This window comes from Micromonospora craterilacus (genome assembly GCF_003236315.1).
GTDB classification, from domain to species: domain Bacteria; phylum Actinomycetota; class Actinomycetes; order Mycobacteriales; family Micromonosporaceae; genus Micromonospora; species Micromonospora craterilacus.
The window spans coordinates 1-14,662 of record NZ_POTY01000181.1; the positions used below are offsets into that span (position 1 = coordinate 1).

At 73.0% G+C, this 14,662-nt stretch carries 5 protein-coding genes; 4 read left to right on the top strand and 1 reads right to left on the bottom strand.

Features of this window, described 5'->3' with window-relative positions; translation table 11 throughout:
* Positions 1-10: 10 nt before the first annotated feature.
* Genes C1I95_RS23960 through asnB form a run of 4 tightly spaced genes read left to right on the top strand, consistent with a single transcriptional unit; the run spans position 11 to position 12,969 of the window.
* Positions 11-8,104 carry a non-ribosomal peptide synthetase gene (locus tag C1I95_RS23960; protein WP_158566454.1) on the top strand — a complete coding sequence of 2,698 codons (8,094 nt, stop codon included), beginning with the start codon at positions 11-13 and terminating at the stop codon, positions 8,102-8,104.
* The gene (locus tag C1I95_RS23965; protein WP_146605807.1) at positions 8,101-10,146 is read left to right on the top strand and encodes an aspartyl/asparaginyl beta-hydroxylase domain-containing protein; all 2,046 of its coding nucleotides are present in this window, start codon (positions 8,101-8,103) and stop codon (positions 10,144-10,146) included. The genes C1I95_RS23960 and C1I95_RS23965 overlap by 4 nt, the downstream gene beginning before the upstream one ends.
* A gap of 3 nt (positions 10,147-10,149) precedes the next feature.
* Positions 10,150-11,100 (top strand): aspartyl/asparaginyl beta-hydroxylase domain-containing protein, encoded by a 951-nt coding sequence (locus tag C1I95_RS23970; RefSeq protein ID WP_111216880.1) that lies wholly within the window; start codon positions 10,150-10,152, stop codon positions 11,098-11,100.
* A gap of 6 nt (positions 11,101-11,106) precedes the next feature.
* Positions 11,107-12,969, top strand: coding sequence for an asparagine synthase (glutamine-hydrolyzing) (asnB, locus tag C1I95_RS23975; protein ID WP_111216882.1), 1,863 nt, complete (start codon positions 11,107-11,109; stop codon positions 12,967-12,969).
* On the opposite strand, the gene C1I95_RS23980 is transcribed toward asnB, so the two are convergent.
* On the bottom strand, positions 12,938-14,662 hold a 1,725-nt coding region (locus tag C1I95_RS23980; protein ID WP_233513845.1), incomplete at its 5' end, for a condensation domain-containing protein. The genes asnB and C1I95_RS23980 overlap by 32 nt on opposite strands.

Genomic DNA, 14,662 nt, shown 5'->3' on the forward strand with positions numbered 1-14,662 from the left:
TCCCATCCCGGTGGACACCCCACTGGCCGCCGCCGGCCTCGACTCGGTCGCCGCCATCGAGCTGCAGCATCAGCTGAGCTTCCGCTACCAGGTGGAGCTTTCCCCCTGGGACCTGCTCACCGGCGCCACCCCCCGCCAGCTGGCCGTCCGACTGCTCGACGGCCCGATGGCGGGCCGCGCCCCGCGGACCACCCCGGACCTCGCCGCGGTCGCCGATGGCACGACCCCGACGCCCCTGTCCGCCATGCAACAAGCCATCCTCTTCGAGCAGGAACTCGCACCCCCGGGGCCGGCCTACGTGCTGACCCGGGCGCTGCGGATCCGCGGACCGCTCGACACCGCCGCGCTGCGCCGCGCCGCCGCCGCGGTCATCGCCCAGCACCCGGCACTGCACAGCCGGTACGGCCCGGCGGGCAGCACGGTGCCACCACACCCCGGCACGAGCGCGGACCTGACCGTCCTCGACCTCGCCGGTAGCGATCCGCGAACCATCCTGACCGGCGAAGCGAACCGTCCACTGCCTCCCGGCGTCGGTCCACCCATCCGCCTGACGCTCCTGGTATGTGGCGCGGACGACCACGTGCTCCTGCTCGCGGCCCACCACGTCGCCGTCGACTTCTGGTCCCTGATCGTGATCATCCGGGACCTGACGGCACGCTACCGGGCCGAATCCGGAGGCGGACAGGCAGCGCCGCCAGCCGAGGCGGTCACCCCCGCCGACCTGGCCCGCCGGGAAGCGGTACTGCTGGCCTCCGAACGAGCCCAGCACCTGTGGGCGTACTGGTCGGACCGGCTCGCGGGAGCACCGACCACCCTCGCCCTGCCCACCGATCGGGCCCGCCCGGCCCGACGCGCGTTCCGTGGCGCGATCCACCGGTTGCACGTCGACCCGGCGCTCACCGGGCAGCTGCGGGCCCTCGCCGCGCACCAGCGCTGCACGCTGTTCACCGTGTTGCTCGCGGCGTACCAGGTGACCCTGGCCCGCCAAGCGGGGCAGCGCGACGTGGTGGTCGGCACGCTCGCCGCCGGCCGCGGCCACCCGAGCACCACGCAGACCGTCGGCTGCCTGGTCAACCTCGTCCCGGTACGGGCCGTTATCGACGACCGGCTGCCGTTCACGGACCTGCTCGACACCCTCGGGCACAACCTGCGGGCCGACCTCCACCACGCGGCCTACCCGTTCGCGGAGATCGTCCGCCGGCTCGACCCGCCCCGCGACACCAGCCGGGCGCCCCTCGTCCAGGCCCTGATCGTCTACCAGCAGGAGCACGGCGACCGCGACGAAGGGCTGCGCGCCCTGGCGCTCAACGTCGGCGGAGAGCTCACGACGCTGAACGGCGGCACCGGCGGGGCACTGCGGTTCACCGTCGAACCGGTGCCGCAGCCGTGGACCCACGTCGACCTGACGCTCAACATCGCCGAGCTGGCGGGCGGTCTGGCCGGCACCATCGAGTACGACGACACCCTGTTCACGCCCGACACCATCGCCGGCGTCGGCGAACGGCTGATCGACCTGCTGCGGCACCTCACCACCGCCGCGCACCTGCCACTGGGCCAGATCCCGTACCCGACGCCGGCCGACGAGTCCGCCGAGCTGGCTGCCGGTACCGGTCCCGGGCGCCGGCTACCGGCCGACGCCGGGCTGCCCGAACTGGTCGAGCAGGCGATGCGCGACCGGCCGGACGCGGTCGCCGTCACCCTGCCCACCGACGCCACGTCCGCAGCCGCCGACACCACCACCCACCTCAGCGTCGGATACCTGCGCCGGTGGGCGCAGCGGCTGGCGGGACACCTGCACGCGGCCGGAACCCGGCCTGAGGAGCCGGTGGGCGTGCTGCTGGACCGGTCGCCCGCACTGCCGGCCGCCCTGCTCGCGGTGCTGCGGGCCGGCGCCGCCTACGTCCCGCTCGACCCACGGGACCCGCCAGACCGGCTCGGCTGGCTCGTCGCCGACGCCGGCATCAGGGTCGTCATCACCGATCGGCGGGCACGTGCCGCGACCCCCGACACCGTGGCCACCGTCATCGACGCCGATACCACCCGACCGGCTCTGCGGCCACCCGGCGGTCGAACGCAGCCGGGCAGCCTGAGTGCCGGAACGCGCCGTCCGCCGGCCGCCGCACACCCCCGACAGGCCGCCTACGTCATCTACACCTCCGGCTCCACCGGCCGACCGAAAGGCGTGGTCGTGCCCCACCACGGCCTGTTGAACCGGCTGTTGTGGATGCAGGACACCTTCCCGCTCGGGCCCGCGGACCGGGTCGTGCACAAGACCCCCACCAGCTTCGACGTCTCCCTCTGGGAGCTGTGGTGGCCGCTGCTCACCGGAGCCACCCTGGTCCTCGCCCCACCCGGCGCCCACCGGGAACCGGGCCAGCTCACCCGGCTGCTCCGGCGCGAGGAGATCACCATCGCGCACTTCGTGCCCTCCCTGCTCAACCCGGTGCTGACGGCATTGGACAGCCCGTTGCCGGCGCTGCGTCACCTCGTGTGCAGCGGGGAGGTCCTGCCCGCCGAGCTACGCGACCGCGCCCAGCGGCGGTTGACCACGCAGCTCAGCAATCTCTACGGACCGACCGAGGTGTCGATCGACGCCACCTGGTGGGCCTGCCGTCCCGGCGAGCCGGGACCGGTTCCGATCGGCAAGCCGATCGCGAACACCCGCGCCCTGGTCGTCGACCGCGCCCTCCGGCCGGCGGCGCGGGGAGTTGCCGGCGAACTCGCCCTCGCCGGCACCGGCGTGGCCCGCGGCTACCTGGGACAGCCCGGGCGCACCGCCGACGCCTTCCGCCCGGACCCGTTCGCGCCGGAGCCCGGCGGTCGCTGGTACCGCACCGGGGACCGCGCCCGCCGCCGGGCCGACGGCGCGCTGGACTATCTGGGACGCGACGACGATCAGGTGAAGATCGGTGGCGTCCGGATCGAGCTGGCCGAGATCGACGCCGCCCTGCGCGCCATCACCGGAGTCCGCGACGCGGCCAGCCACGTCCACGACGACGGCAGCGGCCCACTCCTGTACGGCTACGTCGTGCTCGCCGATTCGCCGCCCGACCAGGAGCTGACGCCGGCTCAACTGGACCGCGCCCGGGAGGAACTACGCCGGCGACTACCTCCCGGCTGGCTGCCCACCCGGCTCGTGGCACTGCCCGCCTTGCCGCTGACCAGCAGCGGCAAACTGAACCGCGGACAGCTGTCGAGACCAGCCCCGGCACCCGCGACGGTGCCGCCGCTGCCCGCCGAGGGGTCAGGTCCGCTCGAACGGCGGATCGCCGGCATCTGGGCGCGCGTGTTGGCGGGCCACGGCCCCGAGGCTGGTGCAGAACTCCCGCACGTCGGCACTGACGACGGTTTCTACTCCCTCGGCGGCGACTCGCTCACCGCGGTCCGCCTGGTCGCCGCCCTCGACCGGGCGGGTATCGCCACCTCGGTGGCGGAGCTGGTCGCCGGCACGACCGTACGCGAACTCGCGGCGTCCGCGGAGCGGACCGGCCTCCGGGAGCCGGACCCGGGCCCCGCCGCCGATCTGCCGTTCGCGCTCTGTCCTGCCACGCTTCGCGCGGTGCTGCCCGACGGGGCCGTCGACGCCTACCCGCTGTCGTACGCCCAGCGCGCCGTGCTGTTCCACCAGATGGGCGGGGGCGGGCACGAGGTGTACGTCACCAGCCTGTCGATCCAGGCACCGTTCGACCGGTCGGCGCTGCGCGCCGCCGTCACCGCGTGCCTCGACCGACACCCCTACCTGCGCTCGACGATCGACCTGACCAACGGCCCCGAGCCGATGCAGGTGGTGCACGCCCGGATGGACCCGCCGCTTCGGGTCGTCGACTGGCGGGCCGAGACCGGCGCGGAACAGAACCGGCGACTGGCGCACTGGCTGCGCGCCGAACGCCGCGACCCCATCGACGTGCGGATCGGGCCACTGTGCCGGGTCACCGTGCACCGCCTCGACGACCAGAAGTTCCAGCTGTCGCTGAGCAGCTTCGCCCTGGACGGCTGGTGCACCGCGACGGTCCTCACCGAGATCCTCACCGACTACGTCGGCATCCGGGCTGGCCGCCCCTCGCGCCTGAGCGATCCGGTCGTCAGCTACCGCCGGTTCGTTCACGAGGAACGGGCGGCCCTGACGGCACCGGAACAGCGTGCGTTCTGGGCGGCGGAACTCGACGGGGTGCGACCCGGACGGCTTCCGTACCGCGAGCCGCCCGCCGACCGCCCGGCCGACGGACTCACCCGGCGGATCATCGTGCCGGTCGACCCGGAGATCACCCAGCGCCTGCGGCGGCTCGCCCGGGAGCTGGGCGTGTCCCTCAAGAGCGTGCTGCTCGCCGCTCACCTGCGGGTGGTCCGGCTGCTCACCGCGGAACCGACCGTGCTGACGGGCCTGGAGGTCAACGGGCGACCGGAGACACCGGACGGTGACCGCGTGGTCGGTGTGTTCAACAACATCGTCCCCCTGCGGGTCCCGGTCACCGGGAGCTGGCGCGCGCTGGCCCGGGCCGCCGCCGCGGCGGAGGCCCGGATCCAGCCACACCGGCGCTATCCGTTCGCCCGCCTCGACCGCGACCACGGTGCCGCCGGCCTGTTCGACACGTTGTTCGTCTACACCCACTTTCACCTGTACCGGGACGTCACGGCGTTGGACGGGGTGACGCTGGCGGGTGGAGACGCACCCGACCGCACCTACGTCCCGGTGACCGCCCATTACCACCTCGATCCCGCCGGCCGCGTGCTCCGGCTGCTGCTGGACTACGACCCGACCAGGGTCGGGTCGTGGTTGGCCGAGGAGATCGCGGCGTACAGCGCGGCAGCGGTCCGCGCCATCGCCACCGACCCGGACCGGTCGAGCCTCGCCGACCCGCTGCTACCGCCCGAGGCGCTCCACCGGCAACTGGCCGCCGCGACCGGACCGGCGGTCGGCGTGCCGGTCCCGGCGCCCGCGATGATCCGCGCCCAGGCGGCCCGGACCCCGCACGCGGTCGCGGTCAGTTGCGGCGACCGGCACCTGACCTACCGGACGCTGGTCGGTGCCGCCGAGGCGCTGGCCGCACGCCTGCTGGCCGCCGGGGTCCGACCCGACACCGTCGTCGCCGTCGACGGGCGGCGCGACCCTGAGCTTCTGATCACCATTCTGGGGGTCTGGTTCGCGGGCGCCGCGTACCTGCCCGTTCCGCCGGGCACGACCGGGCAACGCCGCCGCGATCTGGTCGACGCCACCGGGGCGACGGCATACGTCACCCGCGGGGACGAACTCGCCTGGACGCTGCGGATGCGGATCGTGTCCCCGACAGGGCCGCCGGGGGAGCCGGCGTCGAACTCGGGCGCGGTGCCGATCCACGCCGAGTCCCTGGCGTACGTCCTGCCCACCTCAGGGTCCACCGGCCGGCCGAACCTGGTCGCGGTGCCGCACCGCGCCCTCGCCAACTACCTGAGCTGGTGTGCCCACGAGTACGGCGCCGGTATCGGAAGCCGTACTGTGGCGCACTCACCGGTCGAGTTCGACCTCGGCGTCACCAGCCTGTTCGCGCCGCTGGCCGCCGGGGGAACGGTGGTGCTCCTGCCCGACGACGCCGACCCCGCCGCGGTCGCCACGACGATCGTCGGGGAGGCTGACGGTCCACTGAAGATCACGCCCGCCCATTTCGCCGCGGTCGGCGAGCACCTGCGGCTGACCGGCCAGACGCCGGCCACCCAACTCGCCGTCGTCGGAGGCGAGGCGCTGCGGCGGCACCACCTGCGACCGTGGCGGACGCTGCTCGACCCCGGCGATGTGATCAACGAGTACGGTCCGACCGAGACGACCGTGGGTTGCTGCGTCTACCGCACCGGTGCCGGGGACGAGCGGGACCCCGTACCGATCGGCGGACCGGTCGCCGGTGCCCGGGTCCATCTCCTCGACGACGGGCTCCCGGTACCGGACGGGGTGGCTGCGGAGATCGGCGTGGCCGGCATCGGTGTCGCCCGCGGCTACCTCGACGACGCGGCTCGCACGGCCGACAGGTTCCGACCCGACCCGTTCGGCTCGGGCGACCGGGTCTACCGGACTGGCGACCGCGCCTGGCGGGACGGTGATGGGCTGTTGCACTACCTCGGCCGGTCCGACCGGCAACTGAAGATCCGTGGTCATCGGCTGGAACCCGCCGAGGTCGAGGCGATTCTTGAGGCGGCGCCGGGCGTGCATCAGGCGGCGGTGATCCTGCATCGGGAGAACGACCGTGGGCAGCTCGTCGCCTACTGGGTGGCCGAGCCCGCCGCCGAGGGCGCGGCGCCCGCCGAGGCGCACCTGCGGCCATGGCTCGCCGAGCGGCTGCCCGGATACGCGGTCCCCGACCACCTGATCCAGTTGCCCCTGCTCCCGCTGACCGTACGCGGGAAGATCGACCATGCGGCGCTGCCGCCCCCCGGCACGGCACGAACCGAGCTGTTGGCGGGGGAGAGGACCGCCGACGGTCACGGCCGGCCTCGCACCGACACCGAGCGCACCCTGCTCGGCATCTTCGCCGAGGTACTGGGACAGCCAGACGTCGGCACCCGGGACGACTACTTCGCGTTGGGCGGCGACTCGATCACGGCGATCGTGCTGGTCGCGAAGGCCGGCGCCGCTGGGCTCGAGCTCACCACACATGACCTGCTCACCCTCCGGACGGTCGACGCGATCGCCGGGGCGCTGGCCGACGACCCGATCCAGACGGATCACGAACCGGTAGCCGACTCGCCGCCGTCGGCGTCCCGCACCGGCGCGATGCCGGCACCGCTCCCGCTCACCGCCATGCAGTTGGGCATGCTCTACCACAGCCTGGCCGACCCCACCGGGACCGCGTACCTGGTACAGGCGACGGCCCACCTAGCGGGCCAGATCGACCCGCCGGCGTTCGAGGCCGCGTGGCAGTCGATCGTCGACCGCCACCCCGCGTTACGCCGACACCCGCAGGTGTCCAATGGCCTCGCGTACCAGTCCCAGGCTGACCGGGTGCCGGTGCCGCTGGAGGTACACGACCTGCGACGGCTCACGTCCGACGAGCAGGATCGCACCGTGCGTCGGTACCTGACCGAGGACCGCGCCCGCCCGTTCGACCTCGCCCGTCCGCCGCTGCTGCGGCTCGCCTTGCTGTGGCTCACCGACACCACAGCCCGGTTCGTCTTCACCCACCACCATCTGCTCCTCGACGGGTGGTCCCAGCAGGTGGTGCTCCGCGAGTTCCTGGACACCTACGACGAGCCGGAGCGGGCGATCCCCTCGACGCCGCAGACGCGGCTGACCCCGGCGGACGAGGACAACCCGGAGCCCGCCGCCTACTGGCGGCAGCGGCTCGCCGGGTTCGTGCCGACCCGGGTTCCTGCCATCGGCGAGGTCGGCGACCCGTCCGAGAACGGACCGCCGGGCGACGGCTACGACACCACCGAACTGGCCCTGACCTCCGCCGAGGAGCGAGGGCTCGCCGTCGTGGCCCGCCAGGCCGGCGTCACCGTCCCGACGATCCTCTACGCCGGCTGGGCCGTCGCGCTGTCCGGGCTCACCGGAACCCGCGACGTGGCCTTCGGTGTGACCGTGTCCGGGCGTACCACGATCCGACCCGATCCCGTCCTGGCCGTCGGTATGTTCATCAACACGCTGCCGTTGCGGGTACGGCTGGATCCCGGGGCGGCCCTGCCCGACTGGCTGCGGCGGGTGCACCGGCACCAGAACGAACTCACCCACTGGGAGCGCACGCCGCTGACCGAGGTCGACCGCTGCCTTCCCGGCACCGGCCCGTCCTTCGACACCCTGGTCGTCGTCGAGAACTTCCCGACCTCGGTGACCGACGGCACGGCCAGCCGCCGGCTGCTCGTCACCGACCTGACCAACGAGGTGCGGGAGGGGTATCCGTTGGTCTGCGAAGCCCAACCCGGTGAGCGGCTCCGAATCCGGATCCGCTCCACCCGGGCCGCCGCCCCGCTCGGCCGGGCGACGGGTGACGGCCTCGCCGCCGCGCTGCGGCGCATCGCCGCGGCGACCGCCCCGAACGAGCTGACCGTGGCCGACCTCGCCGAGTCCGTGGCAAAGGCGCTACGACCATCCGGGCCCGCGACCGCCCGCCGCCAGCAGATCACCGGATCAACGCAATGAGCGGCACACCCATGCCGGCCACCGACGGTCCGAGCCCGATGCGGGCGTTGGGCTGGCTCCTACTCGGCCACCTCGCCCGCTACCGCACCGCGAAACTGCAGGACCTCGCCACGGCGACGCTACGCGACGCGGGTGGACGCGGCACCTGGGTCGTGCCGACCCTCAACGCCACCATCCGGATCCGCCACGCCGGCCGCCAGGCGCTCTACCTGCGACCACGGCAGATGATCTCCCGGATCGCCGCCAGCGCCCGCACCGGTCCCGCCGTGCCGGCGCAACAGATCTCGGTGCTCTGCCCGACCCGCGATCGCCCGGCCGGCCTGTACCGCCTGCTGACCAGCATGGCCCGCACCGCCGTCGACCCGAGCCGGATCGAGATCCTCTGCTACGTCGACTCCGACGACCCGCGGCTTGCCGCCTACCGCCGGCTGGCGGCGAGCCGCCGGCTTCGACGGTTCGCCCGGGTCGTGCTGCACGTCGGTCCGCCGGTCGGCGTACCACCCGCGTGGAACACGCTCGCCGAACTGGCCACCGGCGGCTATCTCGCGATGGCCAACGACGACCAGCTATACGTCGACCACGGCTGGGACGTGGCCCTGGACCGGCGTGTGGCGCAGGTTGCTCAGGATCACCCGGACCGGGTGGCCTGCCTCTACTTCGACGCCGGACAGTACCCGGACGGCGGCTGCGACTTCCCGATCGTCAGCCGCGACTGGTACGCGACGCTCGGCTACTACGCACCCGAACTCTTCCAGCAGTGGCAGGCCGAACGGTGGATCTTCGATCTCGCCCGCCGGATCGACCGGCTGTACCCGATACCCGGGATCTTCGTCGACCACCTGCACTATCAGGACTACAAGGCGCCGTTCGACGCCACCTACCAGCGGCACCGGATGACCCGGGAGAAGTCGCTGGCGGATCAGGCGCTGTTCATCCGCACCGCCCCCGAGCGGGCTCGCGCCGCCGAGCTGCTCCGTCGAGCCATGACCGCCGATCCCGCCCGGATACCAGGCGGCCAGCCGTCCGAAGGACCACCGATGGCCGAAACGATCCAACCCGTCGAACCCCCGCCCGCGCACCGCCCGGCCCCGGCGCGGACCGACGACACCGGCACCCGGCAGTACATTCTCCAGACCGCGCGCCGCTACTACGGCAACCTCATCGACGCCTGGCACTACGGCGGTCGGCCCGAGGAGGCGCGGGCCTGCGCCGACCTCGCGGTCGAGCAGGGAGTCTGGGAGCACCCGCTGCAGCGGGCCCGCGAGCACGTACCCGGCCTGCGCGCCACGCCGCTGCACGATCCGGACGACTTCTGGTTCGTCGGGTATCTCGAGGAGCACTACCCGCAGATCCGCGCGGAGATCGAGCAGGTCCTCGACCGGCCGGCCGACCCGGTACGACCGACCACCGACGACAACGCGCTGATCCGACGCGGCGAATGGAAGCAGGCGCATCTGTTCCGCGACGGCCAGTGGCAGGAGGACGTCTGCCGGCACTTCCCGGCCATCCGCGCGATCCTGGCGCAGATCCCCGAGGTCACCACGTTCAACCCGGGCGTCATCACGGTGTCCCGGGTCGAGCCGGGAACCCACATCATGCCGCACTGCGGTCCGACCAACGCCCTGCTGCGGGTGCACCTACCGATCCGGATCCCGCCCGGGGTGTGGCTGCGGGTGGCCGATCACACCACCGTCTGGCAGGAAGGCAGATGCCTCGTCTTCGACGACTCCTTCGAACACGAGGTCGGCCACGACGGCACACAGGACCGGGTCGTGCTCATTCTGGACACGCTGCACCCGGACCTCGGCGGCGACCATCGGGCCCGCCTGCTCCAGCGTCGGCTCACCACCGAGGAGCAGATCATCGCCTTTCTGCGCGACGGCGGATTCACCGGCGTGGCCAAGAACGGCGATCACATCGTGCTGCAGCCGGAGCCGGGCCTGCGGGACATGATCCAGCGGTACATGCGGGCCACCGGGATCGACGGCGTCGAACTGCGCGGCGACGACGTGATCTGGCACCGCGCCGACGATAAGGCGTGACGGATGAACGGTCGGGACTCGGGCTCGGAGCGGTACCTCACCCAGGTCGCCCGCACGAACTACAGCAGCCTGATCGACACCTGGCATGCCGCCGGCCACACCGAACACGCCCGCGCGTGTGCCCGACTCGCGGTCGCCCAGGGCGTGTGGACGCACCCGCTGCAGCGCGACCGTGACCATCTCGCGGATCTCACCGCCGATCCGCTGCCCGACCCGTCCCGCTTCTGGTTCGTCGACCACCTCGAACAACGGTTCCCCGAGATCCAGGCCGAGGTACGCGGCGTCCTTGCCGCCCCTGGCAACCCGGTGCAGCCCACCGTCGAGGACGACTGGTTGCTGCAGGCCGGCTCGTGGCGGCAGGCATACCTGTTCCGGGACGGCCGCTGGCAGGAGGAGACGTGCCGCCACCTGCCCGTCACCCGGGCGATCCTGGCCGAGATCCCCGAGGTCACCACGTTCAGCCCCGGCGTCATCCTGGTCTCCCGGCTCACCCCCGGAACCCGCATCATGCCGCACTGTGGCTCGACCAATGCCGTCCTGCGCATCCACCTGCCCATCACGGTGCCGTCCGGCGCCTGGATCCGGGTGGCCGACCAGACGCTAACCTGGCAGGAGGGACGCTGCTTGATCTTCGACGACTCCTTCGAGCACGAGGTCGGTCACGAGGGCACCGAGGACCGAGTGGTGCTCATCCTCGACATTGCCCATCCCGACCTCGACCCACGCCACCGCGAGCGCCTCCTGGCCAACCGGCCGAGCCCGGAGGAGCGCATCCTGGCGTTCCTGCGCCAACGGGGCATCGCCCAGGTCAGCCTCCGCGACGGCGACGTTCTGCTCACCCCCGAACCGGCGATGGCCGACCTCGCCGACCGGTACCTGACCTCCGCTGGCCTCGCCGGCGCCGAACTCGACGGCGACCAGGTCCACTGGCGGCCGGCCCCGGAACCGGGATAAGCCGCCGTGTGCGGCATCGTCGCGGCCGTCGCGGCCACCGGCCACCTACCGCCCGACGGGATCGACCCCGCCGTCCGAACGTTGACCCACCGCGGACCGGACGGCAGCGGAACCTGGCGGTCACCGGACGGCCGGGCCCTGCTCGGTCACACCCGACTGGCCGTCATCGACCTCGACGGCGGCCGGCAGCCGATGCACACCGCCGACGGCGCGTACCACCTGGTGGCCAACGGCGAATTCTACGGATACCAGGCGATCCGCCGCGACCTGCGCCGACGCGGCCACCTACTGGCCAGCCGCAGCGACAGCGAAATCGCCCTGCACCTGTACGCCGAACGCGGCGCCGCGGCCCTGCCGCTGCTGCGGGGCGAGTTCGCCTTCGCCATCTGGGACCAACCACGAGGGGAACTGTTCGCCGCCCGTGACCGCTTCGGCATCAAGCCGCTCTACTACACCCGGCACGCCGGCCGGATCTATCTGGCCTCCGAGATCAAGGCGCTGCTGGCGCTCGGCGTACCGGCCCGCTGGGACTCGGCCGCGCTGGCCGAGCACCTCGTGGTGTGCCAGCCGGCCGACCGCACCCTGTTCGCGGACATCCGCCAGGTGCCGCCCGGGTGCTGGCTGCGCACGGACGGGCGCGACGTGCGGCTGGGCAGCTACTGGGACCTGGACCTGCCCGCGGTGACGGAACTTCCGTCCGGCGGCGACCGGGGTCGGCACCTGGCGGCGCTACGGGAAGCCGTGATGGACGCGGTGCAGGTCCGGATGTGTGCCGACGTACCGGTCGCATATCACCTGAGCGGCGGGATGGACTCCGGGACCATCGTCGCGGTGGCTGCCCGCAGCCGACCACCCGCGACGTTCACCGTCCGCTTCGACGGCGACGCGTTCGACGAGGGTGAGCAGGCGCGACGGTCGGCCATCCGGGCCGGCGCCGTGCACACCGAGATCCCGATCAGCGGCAGCGAGTTCGCCGGTCACGTCGAGGCCGTGGTGGCACACGGCGAGATGATCCAGGAGAACTCCCACGGCATCGCCCGGCTCCGCCAGGCAGAACTGATCCGCGCGCACGGCTACCGGGTGGTCCTCGCCGGCGAGGGCGGCGACGAGATGTTCGCCGGCTACCCACAGTCCCGCGTCGACCTGGCCCGTACCCTCGGCGGCGGTGCCGGGTTCGCCGCCGCCCGGGACCGGCTTACCGCCGCCGGCGCCGAACATCTGACCGGCATCGTCGACCGGTTGGGATTCCTGCCGGCCTGGATCCTCGACCGCTACCTCTCGGTCGGCGCCGCGGTCCGACCCCTGCTGCGGCCCGGGTTCGCCGCGCAGTTCGCCACGGTCCGACCCTGCGGTGACCTGATCGACGCGGCCCACGACCAGCTGCGCGGCCGATCCGCGTTCCACCAGTCCAGCTACCTGTTCGCCAAGACCTGGCTGTGCAACTACCTGCTCGCGGCGGAACGCCTGGACATGGCGCACGCGCTCGAGGTGCGGCTGCCGTTCCTCGATCACCAGCTGCTCGCCGTCGTCAAATGGACTCCACTGCCCTGGTATGCCGAGGGCGGTGGCAGCAAGCCGTTGCTGCGGGACGCGATGGGTGACCTGCTCGCCCCGGAGTTGGCCGCCGGCACCAAACGCGGCTTCCAGGCACCGCCCGCGGTCACCGACGATGCGACGCTGCGCCGACTGCGACAGATCGTGGCCGAGGACACCGTCGAGACGCTCCCGTTCTTCGCGCCGGAGCGGGTGCGGGCCCTGGTCGCGCGACTCGCCGAACTACCCCCGGCCCGCCGGGTCGGCTACGAACGGGTGGTGCAGATCGTCACCGGTGTGCTGCTCATGACCACGACGTTCGGGATGAGCGCGTGACGGAATCGCGCTGCGCCCGGTGCACCGCCGCAGCCATCCCGGCCACGGTCCGGGTGGTCATCAGCTCGTAGAGCGAGACCTCGGCACCTAGGTCCGCGGCCAGCCGGGCGGCCAGCCGCACGGCGTCCATCGAGGTGCCGCCGAGCCGGAAGAAGTTGTCCTCGTCGGAGGTCGGTGCGATTCCGAGCACCTCGGTGACCAGCAGTGCCACGGCGTGGCGCAGGTGTGCCGGCGCCGGTTCGACCAGCGGGTGGTCCGTGGCGGCCGCCGGCATCGGCGGCACCTGACCTGATCCGGCCGGGGCCGGGCGGGGCAGCGCCACCGGCGCCAGCCGGGACAGTGGCGTCTCCGGGTGACGGCCGACGGTGTGCAGCAGCTGGCGGAGCGCGGACATGACCCGTCGCGGGCCGTCCGGCCGGAAGAGACGGTCGTCGGCCTGCAGTCGGTAGGCCAGCGGGCCGGTGCCGTGGTCGAACACCTCCCACCACAGGTCGGCCTCGGAGACCCCACGGGGCCACGCGTCCTGCCGGGGTGGCAGCGCCCCGATGGTCGCGCCGGGGAACTCGGCGCTGGCCGACGGCGTGTTGTGCAGCGAGAAACCGAGCTGCCTCAGCGGGCTGGGCTCCAGGTCACGGCCGGGGTCGACGTGTGCGACGAGGTCCGCGAAGGGCAGCGCCGCGTGGTCCAGCGCATCGACCACCGCCTCCTGAACCACGGGCAGCAGCGCGGCGAACGTCGCGGCCTTCGTGGTGTCGACGCGGACCACGAGGCAGCCGGTCAGCAGCCCGACGGTGCCCTCCGCGGCCCGGCCGTGCCGGCCCGCGGTCACCGACACGGTGAGCAGGTCGCCCTGCCCGCTCCACCCGGCCACCAACGTGTTTAACGCGGCAAGCAGGGTGGCGTACAACGTCACCCGGTGCTGGTGGCCGATCCGGCGTAGGGCGTCGGCCAGGTCCGGCGGCAGCTGACCCTCGTGGCAGTACGTGGTGAGATTCGGCAGCGGTGGCCGGGGCCGATCGGTGGGCAGCGCGACGGGGCGCACTCCGGTCAGGTGGTCCGCCCACCACCGGCGCAGCCGGTCGAGTCGAGCGGGGGTGAGGCGGTCGCGCTGCCGTAGCGCCAGGCCGGCCGGCTGGGCGGGGGGTACGGGTGCCGGCAGCGCACCGCCGTGTGACGCGGCGCGGTAAGCCGCGGAGAGTTCGTCGATCACGATGTTGAGGGACCACAGGTCGGCCACCAGATGGTGCATGCCGAGCAGCAGCACGTGGTCGTCGACGCCGAGGCGGATCACCGCCGCGTACCAGAGTGGACCGCGGTCGAGGTCGAACGGTCGGGCGGCGGCCTGCCGCACCACGTCGGCGGCGACCGTGAGCCGACGCTGGTCGGGCAGGCCGGCCAGGTCGAGGTACCGCCAGCGCGGACGGGCCGCCAGGGCGGCGTCGACGACCTGCACCGGTACGCCGTCACCGGTACGCGGGAAACGGGTCCGGAAGCTGTCGTGGCGGGTGACAAGCCGGTCTAGGGCGACGTCCATGGCGGCGATCGACAGGGGACCGCGGACCCGCACCACGGTCGGCGCGTCGTACCCCGGCGACGCCGGCAGCATCTGGTCGAACAGCCACATGCGTTCCTGGTCGGGGGAGAGCGGCTGGGCAAACCCCCCGTGCTCCGCGTGCGCCGGCCGTGGTGCGGG

Excerpts from the sequence above, each read along its gene's own strand:
- C1I95_RS23965 (WP_146605807.1), top strand. The coding sequence starts at position 8,101 with ATGAGCGGCACACCCATGCCGGCCACCGACGGTCCGAGCCCGATGCGG.
- C1I95_RS23970 (WP_111216880.1), top strand. The coding sequence starts at position 10,150 with ATGAACGGTCGGGACTCGGGCTCGGAGCGGTACCTCACCCAGGTCGCC.